A 21616-nucleotide genomic window follows, 5' to 3' on the forward strand; every position below is an offset into this window, starting at 1 on the left:
CGAGAATTTATTTTTTGCACACAAATGTATCTAAAAATTGAAAAAACGCTTATATCGCAGCTTATTTAGATTCGTTCTATCAGGCTTTTTCTGAATCCTTAACTCTAAGCACTCTTTACATATCACTTATCCAACACCAAATAACTTAGCGAACAAAAAACCGGCTGAAATACTAACAACCATTTGCACCATACCCGGCAGGAGGAAACTATGATTGATAACGAAATTGCCAATTTTGGTCGACCCTGTTTTATCCATATAAATTGCGTTAAGAATTGTAGGGTAACCAGGAAGCACAAAAAAACTGTTAACAGCTGGAAACATAGCGATTAATGCCGCAGGAGACAGCCCCAGTGCTAAACCTAAAGGCATCATTGATTTTGTGGTGGCTCCCTGGCTGAACATTAATATACCCATAACAAATATGGCAACTGCAAACAGCCAATGATGATCGGCCACCGCTGCACCAAGAGATCCAGTGATGATTTCTTTATTATGATCCATAAACGTAGCTGCCATCCACACAACACCAAAAACCGAAACAAGTGCGCTTGCCATTGAAGTAAACAAACTTGCTTTTACAATTTTATCGGCGCTTGTTTTTGTTACCAATGCCATAACTGCAGCAGCAGAAAGGGAAATGATTTCGATTATGGTCACCATCTTCAGTGTTCCGTCGGCATTAACGTGAAAGTTGGCATTGCCTTCTGCAGTTTTAGGAACCAATTGAGGAAATGAGCCTCCAAGGACAATTATTAAAATTGCCATCGCAAAAATCCCAACTGCGATCTTTGCCTTCCTCATATCTTGCTGGCCCGCATTAGCACTTGTCTTCATGTCAATTGCAGCCGCAAATTCCGGGTCCTTCATCTTTTCGAGAAACACAGGATCATCATTCAACTCCTTTCCATACTTATACATTACCAGCGAGGCAGCAATGCATCCCAAAAAACAGGAGGGAATACAAACAATCATAATGTCGAAAGGAACGATACCCTTAATTGAAAGTATTGAGGCGAAAGCTGCTGTGCAGGCCGCCATCGGACTTCCGGTTAATGATGCATGACATGCAATTACCGATACACTTAGTGGCCGTTCAGGACGAACTCGGTTCTTGGCAGCCACATCGGAAATAATTGGAAGCAATGAATAAATCACATGTGATGTTCCCGCAAAGAGACACAATACAAAAGAAACCAAAGGTGCTATTAGGGTCACATTTTTAGGATTACTGCGAATTACATTTTCAGCAACACTAACAAGATAGTTCAACCCCCCTACCGCTTCAAGGGCTGCCGACAAGGTAACGATGCTAAGGATGATAAGCATAATATCACCCGGCGGCTGTGCAGGTTTCATCCCGAAAAACTGAACAAAGATGAACATACCCAGCACCCCCATTAAACCCAAACCGATACCTTTCAGGTGCGATCCTATAAGGACCATTGCTAGTAATACTATAAGCTGTAGCCAAATCATATTCGGTAGTTGAAATAAGAAATTACCATTAAATCATTTTTGCTTGCCCATTATTCCCGTCTTATAAATAAAAAAGCACATTGGCTTTGGGAACTAAGTCCCAAAATCGAATGTGCTTTTTGAATTTCATATAACGTAATACTTGTTGCTTAACCTTACTCGGCCAAAAACCATTCTAATATTCAAAGAACATATTCTGAATTTTAGCCTTATCTGTGGTATTTGTTAATGCTAGCATTAATAAAATACGGGCTTTCTGAGCATTATAATCATCTGATACAAGGGTGCCCAAAGCGGCATCGTCAACTTCATCATGAAGTGTTACTCGTCCTCCGGGTGTTCTGGTTGCACGCACCACAATAACTCCTTTATCAGTCGCAGCTTTTATAGCATCATAATTCTTCTTATTCATATTGCCGTTTCCTACTCCGGTAAATACAACTCCTTTGGCTCCTGCAGAAACAAATGCATTGAGAGCTGTTGGGTCAGCATCGGCATACATATACGCAACATCAACCCTAGGCAAAGAAGTTAAATTAGATACATCAAATGGTGTGCTTGTGCCCGATTTACGAACCGGGGTGTAATAATATTCAACCTTTTTATCGTAAATAAGACCTATAGGCCCAAAGTTCGTTGAAAGGAAGGTTTCCAATGAAGTAGAGTTAGTTTTAGTAACCGATTTAGCATCAAATACTCGCTCGTTCATTGCCAGTAAAACCCCTCGTCCCTGGCTCTTAGGGTCGGCAGCCACAACAACTGCATCTAATAAATTCTTGGGCCCATCGGCGCTGATAGCTGTTGCAGGGCGCATTGCACCTACCAACACCACAGGTTTATTATATTTTACCGTTAAATCTAAAAAGTAAGCAGTTTCTTCTTGGGTATCGGTTCCATGGGTGATTACAATTGCATCGGCTTCGTTCTTGGCAAAGATCTCATTTATGCGTTTAGCTAATTTGAGCCAAACTTCTACCGACATGTCCTGGCTACCGATAGAGGCCACCTGCTCGCCGGTTATTTTTGCCAATTTATGTATTTGAGGTACGGCATTTAACAATTCATCAATGGGTAACTTGCCTGCAGTATACGCGGCTCTGTCGGCCGAAGCTCCCGCGCCGGCGATAGTACCTCCTGTAGCAAGTATTTTAACACGCACATTTTGACCAAATGTTGTACATGAAATGGTTACTGCAATAAGCAATAAAGTAAATTTTGTGAGAGAGCGTTTCATATAGATATCTTTTTGAATTAAACCATTTATTCTTTAATAAACTTAGGGTGGATCATATTTTCAATGCTGTAAATCTCATCCCATTTTTCCTGGGTGATCAGTTTTCGATCCTTTATAACAATTTCGTGAACAGATTTGCCTGTACTGAGTGCTTCCTTGGCAATTGAAGCTGATTCTTCGTAACCTAATATTGGATTCAGCGAAGTAACAATGCCAATACTGTTCATTACAAGATTCTTACATACATCTTCGTTGGCTGTAATTCCATTAATACATTTTGAAATAAGTGTATGAATCGCGTTTGTCATGTATTCCAAAGAAGTAAACAAACTAAAAGCAATCACAGGTTCCATTACATTTAGCTGAAGCTGTCCGCCTTCGGCAGCAAGTGTAATTGTAACATCAGCACCAATAACATAATAAGCTGTTTGATTGACCACTTCAGGAATTACCGGATTTACCTTTCCGGGCATTATGGATGACCCTGGCTGCATTTTAGGCAAATTAATTTCATTTATACCCGTACGCGGACCAGAAGATAAGAGTCGCAGATCATTACAGATTTTAGATATTTTTATAACACTTCGCTTTAAGGTGCCCGAAATCTGAACATACGCTCCTGTATCTGAAGTTGCCTCAATCAGATCTTCAGCTAACGTAATTGGAATACCCGAAATGTCTGCAAGATATTTGGTGCATAACTCAGGATACCCGTCAGGGGCATTGATGCGTGTGCCGATTGCTGTGGCCCCCATATTACATTCGCAGATCAGTTTTTGAGATTCGCGCATACGCTGGATATCCTCTCCAATGGTGGTTGCCCATCCATGAAACTCGCTGCCTAATGTCATGGGAACAGCATCTTGCAGCTGCGTACGGCCCATTTTCAGCACATTCTTAAACTCGTTTGCTTTTCTTGAAAACGATATTTGTAATGCCTCCAATGATTTTACATAAATATCAATTTTCTTATAGAGCGCAATTCTAAATGCCGTTGGATAAGCATCATTGGTGGATTGCGAGCAGTTAACATGATTGTTGGGATGCAGATGATCGTAATCGCCCTTCTGATATCCCAAATACTCCAGACCAATGTTGGCAATAACCTCGTTTGCATTCATATTACATGAGGTTCCGGCACCCCCCTGAATCAAATCTGAAACAAACTGATCACCATACTCCCCTCCAATTAATTTGTCGCTGGCGTAAACTATGGCTTCGGTAACTTTAGCATCTAATACTCCACAATCACGGTTGGCAAGCGCTGCGGCCTTCTTAACAAAACCAAAGGCCTGAATAAATAATGGTTCCTTAGAAATAGGAATGCCTGTAATACTAAAATTTTCGAGGGCCCTTAAGGTTTGTACTCCGTAATAAACTGAGTTGGATATCTCCTTCTCGCCAAGAAAATCATGTTCAATTCGCGTTGATGACATAGCTATAATTTTTAAAATGATTGGTTTTTAAATACTGTTTACTACAAGAAAACTAAAGGTGTGCTGATACCAAAAGTAAATCGGTTATTGCTATAATTGGTTCTGTTCAATGTGTTTTTTGAAAAGTCGGTAAAGCGATAATCATGGCCCACATAACTTACAAATATTTTAATGTTAAGGTCTTTAGATGGCAGAAATTCCACACCCGGAATATAACAATAACCTGTATAAATATCTTGGTTCGACGAGGCATTGCTATAATAAGTATCTGCCTTATCCCATCTTCCCTTATCTATAAACCCTACGAAAAACAGGTTCACTTTAGGTACCAAGCGGTAGTCAAGGCGAGTCCAAAAACTATTGTAAACCGTTCCCTGAGCGGTACGATCATCATATTCATCCCCTGTTTTTATGTAGTTGGTAACGATACCTTCTCGGTCCAACTGCTCGCTGCACCATTTATAATCGAATTGTATCCTAAATTTTGAAGAAGGAATCACCTGGATACCAAATGATGCGTAATTGATGAAATATTCCTTAGCCTCATTGAATAAACTGTACGACCAGATTGTTTGGAGCTTATCGCCAAGCAAATGTCCTCTCCAGTTAGCAATATAGGCTAACGGCGCCTTACTTTCTTCAATAAAACCCACATCACCAGGATAGAGCTCTGCAAAGGTTTTAGTACGTGTATTTAAGACCTGTAAGGAGAAAGAGTGATCTTTGCTTACCTTGAAACGCGATCCGATACCGGTTAAAAAGTTATCTGCGGCATTAATAAAGTCGGTGTATTGATAAATAAAGATTGGATTTGTATCAAACTCAAAGCCACCCCAATCGGCACACATTTTACCAAAGGACAAATGCCAAAATTCAGAATCCTTTTTCATTTTAAACTCTACATAAGCCAAATCTGTAGAACGACTTAGATTATCAACGGATTCGGAAGTGGCAGGTCTGGTGTAGCGGTCCCTGAATCGGAAATATGTCCTTTTACTGACATTTCCTTTAAACTCAAGGCGAAATTGTTCCATTTGAAATCTGAAATTATTAAATCCATTCTGATCAAAGTAGGCATTGCCGGCAGAACGGATATTAGCAATAAGATTTACGTTTTTCAGCAGTTCCTGCTTATCAAGAGGGATAATTGATTTGGCAATAGTTGAGTCAATTTGCTGTTGCCCACTTGCAAAAATGGGGGTAAGCAAAACGAGGAGAGCGTAAATAATTTTTTTCATGGTTTGTAAGTTTAAATTAGAATTTCTTAGTTGACATAAAGTTTATTCATTGCTTTTTGCGGTGTGCTGTTTGGCTAAAATGAAGACTAAACTTTGAACTTATGAATCTATGTAGGGAAGGTCGCTTTATGCAATTTAAATTACACAAATAAAATATAAGTAGAAAGTTTTGCTTCTATAATTTATTGTTAACACAAAAGGGTGTTAACCGCTGGTTAACACCCTTTTATATAGCCGTAAGACTTATTTTTATTTTGATGCAGGAAATGAGAAACTATAACGTGATGATGGCTCATCAGGATAGATCCCTTCCAGATTTACCATGCCGTTGCGGCTGTTGCTTAAAGCAGCCTTAACCTCTTCCTCTGATGAAACGGTTTTTCCATTAACACGGGTAATTACAAATCCTTGCTGAATATCATATTGCGATAAAATGCCATTCTCTTTTAAAGCGCTGATCTTTACCCCTCCTTGTATCTTATATTTTTTCTTCTCGGCATCATTTAACGGGCTAAACTTAGCTCCCAGCGCATCGAATGTTGCACTCGAAGTTGATTTCACCAAGGAAGCATTGTTCTCTGCATTTTTCAAAATTACTTTGTAATCCTTTTCGCTACCATTACGTAAAACGGTTAAATTAATGGCATCGCCCGGACGGTGTAAGCCAATTTGCTCTTGTAGGTCAGAACCTGAAGTGATCAAATTACCTTCAATTTTGGTGATCAAATCGCCTGATTTAATACCTGCGGCAGCAGCAGCACCACCCTCCATAACCGATTCAACATACACCCCATTAAAGGTTTTCAGTCCTTTTTTCTCAGCCAGTTCAGCATTGTTTTCATTAAACTGAACACCTAAATAACCGCGCTGAACAGTACCAAAGTTTAAGATATCGTTTATAACCTTTTTAACAAGGTTCACCGGAATTGCAAAACCATAGCCTTCATAAGCGCCGGTTTGCGAAGCAATGGCAGCATTAACACCAACAAGCTCCCCATTTGTATTTACCAATGCCCCTCCACTGTTGCCGGGATTAATGGCTGCGTCTGTTTGAATAAAGGCTTCAATTGGACGCGCATCAGGGTCATTTTGATTGCTCAAAATACCGATATTCCTGGCTTTTGCACTGATAATACCCGCTGTTACAGTTGAAGTAAGGTTGAACGGATTGCCTACGGCCAATACCCATTCGCCAACTTTAACATTGTCGGAATTACCGTATTTTATAAATGGAAGGTCTTTCCCTTCAACTTTAATTAAGGCCAAATCGGTGTTTGGGTCTTTCCCAATAAGCTTGGCTTTATATGATCGCTTATCATTTAAAACAACCTGAATTTCATCGGCATCGTCAACTACGTGGTTGTTGGTAACAATATAACCATCAGGAGTTACAATTACACCTGAGCCGGAAGCCCGCTGTGGCTGGCGACTACGCCCTCCTCCCCGATTTCCAAAGAAATCATCGAACATATCTTCAAAAGGACTGTATTGCTGCCCTCTGCCACTTGTTGTGTAGGTTGTTTTTATGTGAACTACACCCGGAGTAACCATTGCTGCTGCTGAAGTAAAATCAACATCGCCGGCCGAACCAACCATATTGCCTTTTTCTCCAAAGCTTACAAATTTTACATTTTGTTTGTCTTCAATACTGGTTTCGCCTTTGTTCTCGAAAACCTTATATGCCCCAACGGCCACTATACCACCCATGCTGGCAGTTAATAATGTTAAAGCTATTTTTCTCATGTTTTCTTTTTATAAAATCAATTGCTATTCAAAATTAATACTCGTTTGTTGCAAAAACCAACTATCATTTCTATTAGTTTTGTAAAAATGAATTTACACTCTACGAAACGGTTCGTATTCAAAATTATTACCCGAAAGTGAAATTTTCATGAAGATAAAGTTTTATAAATATCAAGGCGCCGGAAACGACTTTGTATTGATTGACAATAGAAATGCCACAATTAATATTAACGTAAAGTTATTTAAACACTTATGCGATCGTCGTTTTGGCATTGGTGGAGATGGGATCATGCTGCTTCAAAATCACGAAAACTTTGATTTTGAGATGATTTACGCCAATTCAGATGGCAATCCGAGTAGCATGTGCGGCAACGGAGGAAGATGTATTACGGCCTTTGCCAACCGACTTGGCATATTTGAACAAGACACAAACTTTATTGCCGTAGACGGTCCTCATTATGCCAAGATGACAGAAAAAGGCGTGAGTTTGCATATGATCGACGTGAATGATGTTGAAGTTAATGGCGACCATTTTGTACTCAATACCGGTTCTCCGCATTTTGTACAAGAGGTTTTAAATGTTAAAAATCTCGACGTATTTAAAGAAGGGCGCGCCATCCGATACAATGGCCGTTTTAAGGTCGAAGGAATTAATGTGAATTTTGTAGAAGACAAGGGCGATCATTTAGTAGTTAGGACATATGAACGCGGTGTTGAAGATGAAACCCTTGCTTGCGGGACCGGTGTTACTGCCGTTGCCCTGGCAATGATGAATAAGAAGAAAATTACAGGAACCCACACCACAAAAATTAAAGCAATGGGAGGAGATTTGGCGGTAACAGCAACTACTGCTAATGGAAAAGCCTTCACTGACATTTATCTTGAAGGGCCGGCTGATTATGTTTTTGAAGGTGAAATAGAACTCTAATCTTGCAAACTTAACCACAGAATAATTCTGGTAAAGCATAATTCTGTGGTTAAACTATAACTTGATCAGGGGCTTTACTACTATAACGTAAACTTGGTAAACATCGTTAACTGAATAATGTGATTTGTTGAGGTTGCCCCACTCTTCTGTTTCTGTTGTTGATTCATATAACCGCCCTCCAGGTCAATTAGCCTTTTAAATTTAAAGCCAATAGCCGTATAAAGTCGGTTCTGATCAAAAAAACTATTATTGGTGGTTTCTTTGTTTACATAGTTAAACATAACCTCATCCTGCAACACCCCATAAAACCCTTTTTCAAATAACAAATCCTGATTAAACCAGATCATCCCTCTTAAGGAATATCGAATACGCTGCTGGGTTTTATAGTCATCCGGATAAACTACTGAACTTATCCAACGATGCTCATTTCTGAGTCGATGATAGAATAAAACGCTGCCCCACTTATGATTATAGATTACCTGTTCCCAAAGTCTGTGCTCATCAGAATACAGCCTCTCCTCATTCTTATAACTAAAGTTTAATACATAAGCATAGCCGGCGGCTGCAGTAAAATGGTTATTTAATTTATAAGAAATTGCGGGTCTAATAATAATTTGCTGTAAGTGCTCATAATTATCTGTTGTCCGTAAAGGAATGTCAATAAAACCACCCCAAGGCGTTTTCGCACTCTGAAAGCGTGTGTTAAAGGTAAGCCAGGCCGTATTTATGTTTTGTGCAAGTAATGTGGCAGATGACAGGACCAGTAATAAACAAACGAGTAAGTAGCGTTTAAAATAAACCAGTATCTTCATTCATAATTTTTTATGAGGCGCAAAGATACTGGTATTTACCTTTTTCGGGATTTATAATTTAATTATAGATTAAGCCTTGTATAAATGGCTAGCTGAAAAATATTGTTGGTAAGGGTGTTTCCGCTTCTTTGTTTCACCAATTGATTCATATAACCTACTTCCAGATCTATTTTAGAATTAAATCGATAACCCCCTCCAACAAAGGCCCGGTTTTGATCAAAGAAACTGTTATTGGTTACTTCTTTATTGATGTAATTAAACATGATCTCTTCCTGAAACGAAAAAAAGACCCCTTTGCTAAATACAGAATCCCTTTGAAAAGGAATGACTCCTCTAAGAAAATACCTAAAACGTTGCTGGGCATTAAAATCATTCGGATCGGCGGCGGTTGCGATCCAACGATGTTCATTTCTAAAGCGGTGTATTAATGAGATACTACCCAGTTTATGATTTATAAAGAACTGTTCAAAGGCACGGTGCTCAGGAACACGATCAGAAACACCATTAATTACCGCATAACTAGAAACATAAGCATAGCCCGCAGAAGCTGTATAATGCTTATTAAATTTATAGGTTAAGGCCGTTCGGAAAAGATATTGTTGTAAATGAACATATTCATCTGAAGAGCGGACCTGGGCATCAAACATTAACCCAAACTTAGATTGTTTAAACTGAAAAGATCCGATATATGCGGCCCATCCAGAACTTTGACTTTGACCTGATGCTGTGGGTATGGAAAAAAGCATTACAATGAACGCAAAAAGGGTAGTTGTTTTTTTTAACATAAATCTTCGATTTCAATTAGGGTATGTTTTTTATATCATCTAAGATGATTTCAATTGTAAAAATATGTGCTATAAGTTTATTAATTTAAGATAGACAGCTTTTTTTACAATGAACTACCTCAAACAAACATTTCTTTTTGCTCTATTACTGATAGTAAGCGCAGCAAATGCCCAAAACGTAACAGGGATTTTCATGCTTCATGGCGTAATGGAAACCGCTGCTGGCTTCCAACTATTGGAGGATGGAACCTTCGAATATTTTTTTTCCTACGGAGCGGCCGACAAATGGGGAAAAGGTCTTTGGAAGAAAGAAGGCAATAAAATAATATTCAATAGCTTTCATAAACAACCTTTGGCTGATTTTAAACTTTCCAGCGCAACAAAAACCCAGGATAAATTTATTACGCTACGTGTAGCCGACACGCTAAATCGCCCTTACCGGTATGTTGCCTGCAGATTGAACGATAATGAAGAAACAACTAATGAAAACGGTGAAGTAAGATATCCCCTTGACACCGCACGTTTTCTGCAAATGTACCACCCGATTTTTAGCTTGCGATTAACCACCCTTACGCTTGATAAAGATAAAAACTCATTTTTAATTGCACCTACATGCGACCTATCAGAGGTTTTCTTTGATGACCTTAGTTTCTCTATCGGTGAAAATGAAATTAATGCTGCTTTTTTACCCGGTTCGCCGGATCAACCTGTTGGATCCAGAACATTTCATTTTAAAAAACAACAATAATTAATTGTTATTCAGTGTTTTATCTTCAATTAATTGTAAATTTAACTTCTACAGCCCATAAAACTTAACAGCTTTCCATCATCCGCTGTAAACCTTAACACATTCATTCAGAACCTCAAATCAGCATTTCTATTCATTTTATTCGAATTGAAATTCCTTTTCTTTCATTATAAAAACAAGGAGGTACTTATGAAAGTTCATTCATTCACAAAATTTATCACTTCAATATTAGTTCTTGCGTCATGCATTGTTGCAAAAGCTCAGGATACCAACAAGGGCATTTTGTACCTGGTTCACGAGGACCAAGTAATACCGGAAAAGGCAGTGATGTATGAAAAGGCAGCCAAGGGACTGGCAGATGCAATGATTAAAAATACCAACGGATCAATAATGTACTGGGTGGCAAGCCGTGATGATTTTTCCTACATCTATGTAATTCCAGTGAATAATTATGCCGGTATTGACATGGTTGACAACGCTTTTGGTCAATTATCAAAAGCAATGGGTAAAGATGCAATGGAATCAATGATGAAAAACTATGATGGAACATTCTCCACTCATAGGGATTTTATGGTCAGGTATCGTGCCGATCTATCGTATATGCCTGATTTCCCTGCAGAAAACACTTTCAGACACTGGGATTTTTATTACATCAACCCTGAAAAAGAAAAAGAAGCTATGGAAATAGCCAAAGAGTGGAAAGCTTTATTTGAGAAGAAAAAAGCTCCAACGGGCTACCGGTTTAACTTAGGGGATATCGGCTTGGAACCAGTATTTATTGTTGTTCAGAGTGCAAAAAACGCCAACGATTATTATTCTAAATCGCAGGAAGTTGATAAACTACTGGGAGAAGAAGGCGAAGCCTTAATGAACAAAACATGGACTGTTATAAGCCGTTTTGACCATAAAAACGGAAAAATCCATCCCGATTTATCTTGTATGCCAACAACCACTTCGAAAAAATAGCTTAAAAAAATAGCCGGCCAATAATTGACCGGCTATTTTCAATAGTAACTATAAGTTTAAATTCTGATCCTTTGGATATCTGACGGCATAGCTTAAAGTAAACTCTCGGGTTTCGCCCGGTTTCATCTCAAACTCCCAGGTTAATGTTCCAACTTCGTTGTTTACATGCGCCTTTGACGATTCTAATAGTTCAACTTCAATGTCTTTTTGTGTTGATAGAGGATACTGATCCTTTAAGATCATTTTTACAGCCGAATTCTTGGTGTTTTTAACCGTTAGCTTGTAGGTGAAAATTTGCTTCTTTTCACTTCCAATAAACTTGGTGCTGCTATAATCCTGCATTTTCTCACGTTTTACGATCACGCGCTTGTCATTTCCTAAGGTGAGGTTAAGCGTTTTTTGGGTTGACAAAGGATCGATATAAGATTTGCCAATATAGGTTCCTTCAAATGTGATGTTGGCCTCACCCGGTAATAAATTCAATTTTTCCCAGTCATTTACCGTTGCCAACAAATAGGTGTTTTTATCTGCCTTAGGAGCACTGTAAAATTTGTATTCAGCAGGTAGGTCAAAGCTTTTCAAGGTTACACTTTGCTCATTTCCAGATCCAAGGATGTCGTAAGGCAGATCAATATCATAGGTTACATCAATCGGATTTTCCCTCTCAGAAACATAATCTGTTTGTTCTTTCAACGTGATAATAATTACCCCATTTGAAGCACGATTACCATACAATGCTATTGCAGACGCATCTTTCAAAACATTTATATCCTTTATGGTCTCAGGACTAATTTTAGTGGCTTCCTCGGCATTCATTATTTGTCCGTTTACCACATACAATGGAGATTGATTAGGGGTGACACTATTTGTGCCTCTAATCACTACTGATTCGCTCAGGTATTTTTTTTCTCGTTTAGCAGAAGCATCATCATACGAGATTGCGTTTTGAGCAACCTCAAGTCCGGGCACTCTGCCTTGTAAAGCTTTATTGATTGCATATTCCAGAAACCATGCTTTAAGTTCAGGAGCAGTTTTACCATTGCCAGGGGTTGACGTTGAAAGCGTTAGTTTTACTTTTTTCCAGTCAAGACCTGTTGTTTGTACAAACTTGGCTTTGTAAGTTAGCTTAACCGGTTTATCTGCCGAAGAAGCTTGCAGATCATAATATGGAATCCAATAAGCAGCATTGGTATAGTATGAAACCGTGAAATCATACGTTGCGGCTAGTGGACTGCTCAATTGCAGTTTTAACCTGCCAAAGGATTTGTCATTCTTACGAGATTCTTCGTCAATCTGAAGCTGTAAACGAGCAATAGATTCACTGATCTTACTCAACTTATTATTGAAAACACTTTTCTCGTTTTCAAGCTCTGTTGATTTAGCCTTGTAATAATCCATCATTTTCATTAACTCAGCCACGCTCAGTCCGGTTTGAGTTCCTCCTATTGATTTATTTGCTTTGAGTAAACTCAAAAGTTCATCATTCGTTTTCAAGAATACTTGAATTCTATCTTTCTCTCTGCCGTAATAGTCTATAGAATCTTGCAGTTTTTTAACTGAAGGCAATGGTGTACCGGTGGTTAAATAGTCGGTTGAAAACGCAGAAGACATAACCGTTACGCCCCCCGAACATTTTATTTGAAGACTGTTTACATCAATTGAAGAACTTAAGCCCTCAATCCATAATTCGTTGCTTCCTTGTGTAAGTGTTGCTTTGGCGGTATGGGTTACTTCGGCCCCAACCCGTAAAATCATTGCTGACTGAAGCTTCGCATTTACTGAGTTCTTACCATCATTGGCCAATGCTGGCAAACAATAGGCAATTAATGTAGCTGTTAAAAGCGTTTTGACTCTCATTGTACTATGTATTGTTTGCTTAAAGATGCAGATGTTTTGATTATTTCATAAAGCAATGAAAATTTCTTTTTAATTATAATGATTCTGTTTTTAGAGTATTCGTAACGTTATTAACGCTAAACTTTTCTTGTCATGAAACCCACCATTATAAATAATACGAAGTATTAATTTGTTGATTTTTTAATCCACCGTAAACACAATTTCAATAATATTGCTACTTTTAAAATTTTTGGCGGCAGATAGGCGGCCAGATTTCAGAAAAGAGTAGAACATATGCTGAGGGTAGATAGCACCAGACCATGTAAAATAGTGTATTCGTTATTACAACACGAATTCCTGGGCTATTTATTTGAACCCCACATTGTACAAATGAACCGGGAGTATACTTATTCATTGGTACATAAACGTTTGTTCTCGCATACGGCATCGGAATTTGCCCGTTTTTTAGATCAAACCGATTATAAATTGATTGCTTTGCTCGAACAGGTAGAGCAGGAAAATATCATCCGCAGGTTTCATAAGCAGCCTGTGCGCCCTCGTGAATTCTTTACCAAATATTGGAACGATGCTTTAAAAACTAAGGTGCAGCCGTTTATTGAGGCTACTTTAAGTGAAGCTATTGAACTGATGCGCGACAAAGCTGTATTTGAAACCGGTAAAGAAGGCAATCCCACCTGGCAAGCCGTCTCTATTGCCGAACAGCCGGCCTCTGTCTTATTTCATTTCCGAAGAAACGAAGAAGCCACGCGCTATTTTCCGACCATTAAATATCGAGACAAGCGCATAGAGTTTATGTTCAAAGAGGCACAGGTGATTTCGAACCAACCCGCTTGGATGCTGTTGGAAGATACACTTTACAATTTTGAGCATGAGCTTGAAGGGAAAAAACTGGTCCCTTTTTTAAACAAACGGTTTATTGAGATCCCAAGGAGTTCGGAGAAAACCTATTTTGAAAAGTTTGTCGCTCCCCTTATTGAAAAGCATCATGTTTATGCAGAAGGTTTCGACATAATTACCGAAAAGTATGAAGCCACGCCTCATTTAAAGATCAACCTGAAAAAGGAAAAGCCTTGTATTGATCTGCATTTCAAGTACAATAAGTATAAGTTCGCTTTCGGTTCGCAAGCAGCGGTTTCGGTAACAGTTGAGAAAAAGGAGGAGAATTATGTTTTCCATCGAATTAAACGCTCATTAAACTGGGAACAAAAAAAGGCTGATGAACTATTGAGCCTGAGTTTAGCGCTGGAAATGCCAAACCACTTTCAACTCAGCAACAGTTCCGATTTTGACGATGAGTTTTACCTGCATGATTGGCTGAATGAGCATTTCGACTTGTTACAGGAAAAGGGCTTTTCGATTGATCAATCGGGAGAGAAACGCTATGTGTTTGGTAAATCGTCGATCAATTTATCGTTTAAAGAAAATAACGACTGGTTCGACATTCATGCTATTGTAACTTTCGGTGCATTTGAAATTCCTTTCATCGAACTAAAACATCATATTTTAAACAGAAGGCGTGAGTTTAGCTTGCCTAACGGTGAAATTGCTATTATTCCTGAAAGTTGGTTTAATACCTACGGAAATCTGTTTGCTTTTGCCGAAGGGTCCAAGCACTTAAAACTTAAGAAACACCACATCGGCTTAATCCAGGATTACGCAAGTTCCGATTTGGCCGAAGTTACTATGGACCGCAAACTGCGCAGGCTTGAGCAGTTTGAAGAAATAGAGGATTTCCCAATTCCAACACATTTCAAGGGAGAGCTTCGCCCCTATCAAAAAGCCGGCTTTAACTGGTTCAACTTTTTGAGCAGTTATAATTTAGGCGGATGCCTTGCCGACGATATGGGTTTGGGTAAAACCGTGCAAACCCTGGCTCTGCTGCAAAAAGTAAAAGAGCAGAGTGAGATTCATCAAACTTCGTTGCTGGTTATGCCAACATCATTGATTGATAACTGGATTAGCGAAGCCAAAAAGTTCACTCCTAAATTAAAAGTTCACGTTTTCACTGGCGCAGCACGTGAAAAAGACGTATCGCTTTTTGCCAATTACGACCTTATTTTAACTACTTACGGCATTGTGCGCATTGACCATGAGCTGCTGGAGAAGTTTTACTTTCATTACATCATTTTAGATGAAAGTCAGAATATAAAAAACCCACACAGCAAAAGTGCCAAGGCCATAAAAGCATTAAAATCGAAACATAAACTAATCTTAACCGGTACGCCTGTAGAAAATACAGTGGCCGATTTATGGACACAGCTTTCGTTTGTAAACCCTGGATTACTGGGCACCCACACCTATTTCCAAAACGAGTTCATCATTCCGATTGAGAAAAAACAGGATGAGGAAAAGCTTCGTCGTTTGCATGCGTTAATAAAACCTTTTGTTTTACGCAGGACCAAGGACCAAGTTGCCAAAGAACTTCCGCCAAAAACCGAGCAGATATTCTACTGCAACATGAGTGAAGAGCAGGAGAAGGTATATGAAGAAACGAAATCGTTTTACCGAAATGAATTGCTTCAGATTATTACCGAAAACGGCGTTGCTAAGTCACAGATTCCGGTTTTACAAGGATTAACACGTTTACGTCAAATTGCCAACCACCCTAAACTGGTTGACGAAGGATATAAATTCGACTCGTGGAAGTTTTCGTTGGTAGTGGAGTTACTGCAAAACACACTGGTTAAGGGTCACAAAATTTTGGTGTTCTCGCAGTTTGTTAAACATTTGCAACTGCTGCGAAACGAACTGGACACACTGAATATCCGCTATGCCTATTTAGATGGGTCCACCCAAAATCGCTCAGCTAATATCAAAGAGTTTAAAGAAAACGATGATGTACAGCTTTTCTTAATTTCTATTAAAGCTGGAGGTACGGGTTTAAACTTAACCGAAGCCGATTATGTGTTCTTGCTTGATCCTTGGTGGAACCCTGCAGTAGAGCAACAAGCCATTGACCGTGCACACCGGATCGGTCAAACCAAGAATGTGTTTATCTATAAATTTATCACCAAAAACTCGGTGGAAGAAAAAATACTCAAGCTTCAGAAGAAGAAAAAAAACTTATTCAACTCCTTAATTACGGTTGAAGATTCTTTTGAGAAATCATTAACGGCTGAAGATATTAAGGCTTTACTAGACTAGAAATCAAACTAAACATCTGCATGAATTTAATTGGAAATATTATCTGGCTAATATTTGGCGGACTGGCCATTTTTATGGAATACCTGGTTTCGGGCTTTGCAATGTGTTGTACAATTGTTGGCATTCCCTGGGGTATTCAGTGTTTTAAACTGGCATTTTTAGCCTTGTTTCCATTTGGAAAGAAAATCCGCGTAACTGAAGGTAACCCGGGATGCTTATCAACTTTACTGAATATTATTTGGTTTTTTATTGGCGGATTATGGATTGCACTAACTCACCTTGGCTTTGGCCTATTGTTAGCCATTACCATTATCGGGCTTCCATTTGCAAAGCAGCATTTTAAGCTAATGGGCTTATCCCTTACCCCATTTGGCCGCGAAGTTTATGAATAAGCCGGGTATTTTCTGGCAAGGTTTTCTTATCTTATTAAAAAATCTTTGCTATGAATCTTATTGTACGTTTAATTATTACAGCAGTTGTTGCTTTCGGACTGTCGTATATTTTACCGGGTGTACATATTGATACATTTGGAACGGCACTCATTTTAGCTGTGGTGCTAGGCATTTTAAATGCAGTAATAAAACCAATTCTAGTCATTCTTACCCTTCCGATTACCCTTATTACCCTGGGTTTGTTTTTATTGGTCATCAACTTCCTAATCATTTACTTTGCCGAAAAAGTGGTGAGCGGATTTTCTGTTGATGGCTTTTGGTGGGCCATTATTTTCAGTTTCTTGCTTTCACTAGTTACTTCTATCCTTAGCGGTAGCGAAAAAGATTAAAAAAAAGGGAGAGCCAAGCTCTCCCTTTTTTTATTTCTCTGCTTTCATATTGTTTGCTTTAAGCAGCTCTTTAACCGCAGTTTCAATTTGCTGATCCCTTCCGCTTGTTACCACTGAAGGATCATTTGCCACTTTAACATCGGGCTCCAATTGATTATTTTCTAAATACTTTCCGTTAGTGTCTAACATCCCAACTTGTGGAATCCCAAATACTAGTGACGGATCGATCTGGGTTTCCCACCAAACAGCTGTGCCTGTTCCAGGAACCGGCATGCCAATAAGCTTACCCACATTATTAGCCCTGTAAGCGTAAGGGAACATATGAGCATCAGAGTAATTGCCTTCTCCCATTAAAACCACCGACGGTTTTGTCCATTTCTTAAACGGCTCTTGTCCTCTGTGTTTTTCTCTCGGATAAATATCAATATACTTTTTACCGCTTAACAAAGTAACCAGGTCATCATGCAGCCAACCACCGCCGTTAAAACGGGTATCGACAATTAGCGATTCTTTTTGTCCATTCTTGCCCAATACGTCTTCGTAAACGGTACGGAAACTTTCATCATTCATTCCGCGCACATGAACATAGCCTACCTTTCCACCCGAAAGTTTGTCTACCTCTTTACGACGGTTCTCTACCCAACGGGTATATAATAGTTCATTCTGTTCACCTATGGTCAGCGGTTTAATACTTTCATCCCAATGTGCGCCATTGGAAGGGTCGAATAAGGAAACCAGCGTTAGTTTTCCAGCCTTACGATTCAATAGTTTATTATAATCGTCATTAACCGTTATGAGCTGACCATCAATCTTTTCGATAATTGTTCCCGCTTTTACTTTTGATTTTGCCGTATTAAAAGGCCCTTTAAGTAGCACTTCTTCTACTTTAAGACCGTTTCCGTTAAAGCTATCATCATATACCAAGCCCAAAACAGCGGTACGGTCGCCACCTTCCGAAGGCGGAGCATAACGGCAGCCCGTATGTGAAGCGTTCAACTCTCCAAGCATTTCGCTCATCATCTCAGCAAAATCATAATTGTTATTTATATAAGGAAGGAACTTCTTGTACGCTTTTCCGTAATACTCCCAATCAACGTTTTGCAAATTGGTTACGTAGAATTTCTCTTTTACCTGGCGCCATGCATGGTTAAAAATATATTCACGCTCCTGAGCCGCGCTCAGCATCATTTCGCTGCTAATGCCAATTGGTGTTACCTTTCCGCTTTCAGCATCTACTTTCGAAATTTTTCCACTCGAAACCACAAATAATGATTTGCCATCGTTAGCGATTTCTATACCGGCAGGACCACCATCCAGTTTCGCTAAAATTTTGGTGTCTTTGGTTCGAGGCTCAGTTACCCACAGATCATAACCTTTTTCAAACTTCGAAAGGTAATACAACTTCTCCCCATCCGAAGACATTATCGCATCTGACAAATCTGAAGAGTTGATCGTTAAACGTAAGCGACGGTCTTCAATACCCGGCAGCTCAATTTTAACAGTTTTATCTTCAGGCTTGACTGATTTTTCGTCTTTTTTATCTTTTGAATCGGTTTCTTCCGTTTTCTTGTCTTTCTTCTCCTTTTCTTCCTGCTCTTTAACCAAGGTAAAATCTGTTTTGCTTAGTTTAAATCGATCAAAGGCCTCTTGTGTAAAGAATAAACCATAAACATCTGATTCACCGCCCCAGCTTCCATGGTTTTTCATACCATCACGATCGGCAAAATAAATCATCATTTTACCACCTAAAGCCCATTTTGGCGACCCTTCGCTATAACCGCTTGGAGTAAGATTGGTCAACTTTTGTTTTCCGTCGGCGGCAATTAGCGCTATATCATTGTTAAAGTATTGATTGGGTTCATTGAAGCCGGCTAATATCCATTTACTATCTGGCGACCAGGTATAATACTGATCCCCATCTGAATATGAATAATTGCTTTCGTCAGTCAATAAAGTTCTTAAAGCCTTTGAAGCCAGATTGATGACACGTAATGTAGTACGGTTCTCTAAAAAAGCCACTTCTTTTCCATCGGGAGAAAAAGCCGGCTGAAATTCATCCTTGTCAGTACTTGTAATTAACGGTTCTTCATTTAATAAAGTTGATGAATAAAAATACGCCTCCTCTTTTCGTTGAATACTAGATTTCAGCACGTCCCAAGTTCCATTGCGTTCGGCAGCATACAGTAAAGTACGGCCATCGGGACTAAAACTTACAGTACGCTCCTGGGTTGGAGTATTGGTAACACGCTTGGTTACTCCACCTTCAACTGAACTAACAAAAACCTCTCCCCTGAAAACAAAAGCGATCTCTTTACCATTTGGTGAAAGCGCCATCTCTGTAACTCCTGTATTAACAGGCAGCACTTTTTCAGCATTATTTCGGCCGTCTGTTGAAATTTTAACAGTTACTTTTTGAGGCTGTCCACCCTGTTTTTGCGTATAGATCTCACCATTATAGGTATAGCAAAGTGTATTGTTTTCAGAAACTGATAAAAAACGAACCGGATCTTTTTGAAACGATGTGATTTTGGTATTGCTCCCCCCACCTGCAGGCATTTGGTGAACATTCAGCGTTCCACTTTCTTCACTTAAATAAAAAATTTCTCCATTGGCCCCAAAAACAGGATTGCGGTCTTCTCCGTTAAATGAGGTTAGTTTATTGTAAGATTTTTCGGCAATGTCATACAGCCAAATATCCTTTGTAACCGCCGAAGTATGGTGTTTACGCCATGGGTCTTCGTACCCTTTGTAATCCTGGTAGATGATCTTCTTGCCGTCTTTACTATAACGGGCAATTTCCATGGTATTGGTGTTCAGCATTGAGGTTTTACCACCGGCTGCCGGAACACTATAAGTCTCGGCCATGCGTCCGTATGGAAATTGGGCAGAAGTAAACGCATCCTGCCGAACCGAGGTAAAAACGACATTCTTATTGTCGGCGCTAAAATCCGAAGGAAAATCATTTGCTGAATAATACGTAAGTCGCTTTGCCTCTCCTCCTTCCGCCGGCATCACGTATACATCGAAATTACCATAACGGTCCGATGCAAAGGCAATTGATTTACCATCATGCGACCAAACCGGCATAAAATCTTGTGCCTCGTGAAGCGTTAAAGGAACAGCCTGGCCTCCTTCAGCAGCCATTCTATAGAGATCACCCTTGAAACTAAAAACGATTGTTTTACCATCTGGCGATATAGCAGGATAACGCAGCCACAACGGATTATCTTGGGCTTGTGTAGTTTGAAACAATCCAAGAAGACAGATTGCCCCGATTAATTTTTTCATATGATTATTTAGTTAAATAGGTATTTTAAATAAAACTATAGAAAAAATCGCCACAAGCAAACTTGTAACAAGCATATTGCTGTATAGCCGCTTTTACAATGTCTCTTTGAATTAAAAAACAAGCCTCTGCTTTAAAATCTTAGGTGTTTATATTTGTATATATGGATGTTACGGTAACTAATTACGAGGTTATTATTATTGGCGGAGGACCAATTGGGCTTGCCTGTGGACTTTCGACACAAAAAGCAGGGTTATCCTTTTTAATTTTAGAAAAAGGCTGTCTTACCAATTCGCTATATAACTACCCCCTAAACATGACGTTCTTTTCCACTTCCGAAAAGCTGGAGATAGGTGGCGTTCCCTTTGTCTCGAACAATGCCAAACCTACCCGCCCTGAAGCGCTGGAGTATTACCGGCGTGTGGCTTTTTCAAACCAGTTAAATATTCAGCTATTTGAGGAAGTGTTAAACGTAGTGCCAAATGGGTGGGGTTATAAAGTAATTTCCTCAAAAGCCGAGTATACCGCTTCACATGTGATCATCGCCACCGGATTTTATGATATTCCACTTTTAATGGATGTTAAAGGAGAAAATCTGCCTAAAGTAACTCATTATTATAAAGACCCGCATTTTTATGCCGGACAAAAAGTGCTGGTTGTAGGCGCCAATAACTCAGCGGCCGATGCGGCTTTGGAAACCTGGCGTAAAGGGGCCGAAGTTACATTAGCCGTTAGAAACGGGGAATTAGGACGAATAAAATATTGGACCAAACCCGACCTGGAGAACCGAATAAACGAGAATTCAATTAAAGCTTATTATAATACTACCATTAAAGAAATTGGCGAAAGGGAGGTTATTTTAGCTACAGCTGATGGGGATGTAAATATTGAAAACGACTTTGTTATAGCGATGACTGGTTATCGGCCCAATTTTGCTTTTCTCGAGAAAATTGGGATTATTATTTCTGAAGATGAAAAACGTTATCCGTTTTATGATTCAGAGACCATGGAAACTAACCTTAACAATGTTTACCTGGCAGGAGTTGTTTGCGGCGGAATGGATACCCACATTTGGTTCATTGAAAACTCCAGGGAACACGCCGATAAGATCATCCAGAAAATAGTCTCGAAAATATAAGCTCCAACACATTTTAAACCCTTAATGCATATTTTGGTCAT

At 39.3% G+C, this 21616-nt stretch carries 16 protein-coding genes; 7 read left to right on the plus strand and 9 right to left on the minus strand.

What is annotated here, in order from left to right; all coding sequences use genetic code 11:
* Window positions 1-126: 126 nt before the first annotated feature.
* The 5 genes from C3K47_RS08610 to C3K47_RS08630 all read right to left on the minus strand — a co-directional run bounded on the left by C3K47_RS08610 (window position 127) and on the right by C3K47_RS08630 (window position 7130).
* Window positions 127-1479: an anaerobic C4-dicarboxylate transporter family protein gene (locus C3K47_RS08610; RefSeq protein WP_103788717.1), complete on the minus strand. Its 1353-nt coding sequence runs from the start codon at window positions 1477-1479 to the stop codon at window positions 127-129.
* 175 nt (window positions 1480-1654) lie between these two features.
* Window positions 1655-2713: a type II asparaginase gene (locus tag C3K47_RS08615; RefSeq protein WP_103788718.1), complete on the minus strand. Its 1059-nt coding sequence runs from the start codon at window positions 2711-2713 to the stop codon at window positions 1655-1657.
* A 26-nt stretch (window positions 2714-2739) separates the two neighbouring features.
* Window positions 2740-4149: an aspartate ammonia-lyase gene (gene aspA / locus C3K47_RS08620; protein ID WP_103788719.1), complete on the minus strand. Its 1410-nt coding sequence runs from the start codon at window positions 4147-4149 to the stop codon at window positions 2740-2742.
* Between the two features lie 41 nt (window positions 4150-4190).
* Window positions 4191-5387: a porin gene (locus tag C3K47_RS08625; protein WP_103788720.1), complete on the minus strand. Its 1197-nt coding sequence runs from the start codon at window positions 5385-5387 to the stop codon at window positions 4191-4193.
* 249 nt (window positions 5388-5636) lie between these two features.
* Window positions 5637-7130, minus strand: a complete 1494-nt coding sequence (locus tag C3K47_RS08630; RefSeq protein ID WP_103788721.1) for a Do family serine endopeptidase — start codon at window positions 7128-7130, stop codon at window positions 5637-5639.
* A 148-nt stretch (window positions 7131-7278) separates the two neighbouring features.
* Here C3K47_RS08630 and dapF point away from each other — a divergent pair, with 148 nt between their 5' ends.
* Window positions 7279-8058 (plus strand): diaminopimelate epimerase, encoded by a 780-nt coding sequence (dapF, locus tag C3K47_RS08635; RefSeq protein WP_207765262.1) that lies wholly within the window; start codon window positions 7279-7281, stop codon window positions 8056-8058.
* 80 nt (window positions 8059-8138) lie between these two features.
* Here dapF and C3K47_RS08640 read toward each other — a convergent pair whose 3' ends face one another.
* Both C3K47_RS08640 and C3K47_RS08645 read right to left on the minus strand, forming a co-directional pair.
* On the minus strand, window positions 8139-8870 hold the full coding sequence (locus C3K47_RS08640) for a DUF2490 domain-containing protein (RefSeq protein WP_103788723.1): 732 nt from the start codon (window positions 8868-8870) through the stop codon (window positions 8139-8141).
* Window positions 8871-8932: 62 nt separating this feature from the next.
* A complete protein-coding gene (locus tag C3K47_RS08645) occupies window positions 8933-9655 on the minus strand; it encodes a DUF2490 domain-containing protein (protein ID WP_103788724.1) in 723 nt (240 codons plus the stop codon).
* Between the two features lie 109 nt (window positions 9656-9764).
* Here C3K47_RS08645 and C3K47_RS08650 point away from each other — a divergent pair, with 109 nt between their 5' ends.
* Window positions 9765-10403, plus strand: coding sequence for a hypothetical protein (locus tag C3K47_RS08650; protein WP_103788725.1), 639 nt, complete (start codon window positions 9765-9767; stop codon window positions 10401-10403).
* Between the two features lie 189 nt (window positions 10404-10592).
* On the plus strand, window positions 10593-11369 hold the full coding sequence (locus tag C3K47_RS08655) for a hypothetical protein (protein WP_103788726.1): 777 nt from the start codon (window positions 10593-10595) through the stop codon (window positions 11367-11369).
* A gap of 48 nt (window positions 11370-11417) precedes the next feature.
* Here the strand turns inward: C3K47_RS08655 and C3K47_RS08660 are convergent, their stop codons facing one another.
* Window positions 11418-13226, minus strand: coding sequence for a DUF4139 domain-containing protein (locus C3K47_RS08660; protein ID WP_103788727.1), 1809 nt, complete (start codon window positions 13224-13226; stop codon window positions 11418-11420).
* Window positions 13227-13499: 273 nt separating this feature from the next.
* On the opposite strand from C3K47_RS08660, the gene C3K47_RS08665 reads away from it, so the two are divergent.
* From C3K47_RS08665 to C3K47_RS08675, 3 genes are read left to right on the plus strand one after another with little or no spacing between them, the layout of a single operon-like run.
* Window positions 13500-16370, plus strand: a complete 2871-nt coding sequence (locus tag C3K47_RS08665; RefSeq protein ID WP_103788728.1) for a DEAD/DEAH box helicase — start codon at window positions 13500-13502, stop codon at window positions 16368-16370.
* Window positions 16371-16390: 20 nt separating this feature from the next.
* Window positions 16391-16762, plus strand: a complete 372-nt coding sequence (locus tag C3K47_RS08670; protein ID WP_103788729.1) for a YccF domain-containing protein — start codon at window positions 16391-16393, stop codon at window positions 16760-16762.
* A gap of 50 nt (window positions 16763-16812) precedes the next feature.
* A complete protein-coding gene (locus C3K47_RS08675; protein WP_103788730.1) occupies window positions 16813-17151 on the plus strand; it encodes a phage holin family protein in 339 nt (112 codons plus the stop codon).
* Window positions 17152-17181: 30 nt separating this feature from the next.
* Here C3K47_RS08675 and C3K47_RS08680 read toward each other — a convergent pair whose 3' ends face one another.
* Complete coding sequence (locus tag C3K47_RS08680; protein ID WP_103788731.1) at window positions 17182-20439, minus strand: S41 family peptidase; 3258 nt, start codon at window positions 20437-20439, stop codon at window positions 17182-17184.
* A 161-nt stretch (window positions 20440-20600) separates the two neighbouring features.
* On the opposite strand from C3K47_RS08680, the gene C3K47_RS08685 reads away from it, so the two are divergent.
* Entirely contained in the window at window positions 20601-21575 is a 975-nt protein-coding gene (locus C3K47_RS08685; protein WP_103788732.1) for a YpdA family putative bacillithiol disulfide reductase, read from the plus strand.
* Window positions 21576-21616: the final 41 nt, after the last annotated feature.

Origin of the sequence: Solitalea longa, from assembly GCF_002920915.1 — a bacterium.
GTDB classification, from domain to species: Bacteria; Bacteroidota; Bacteroidia; order Sphingobacteriales; family Sphingobacteriaceae; genus Solitalea; species Solitalea longa.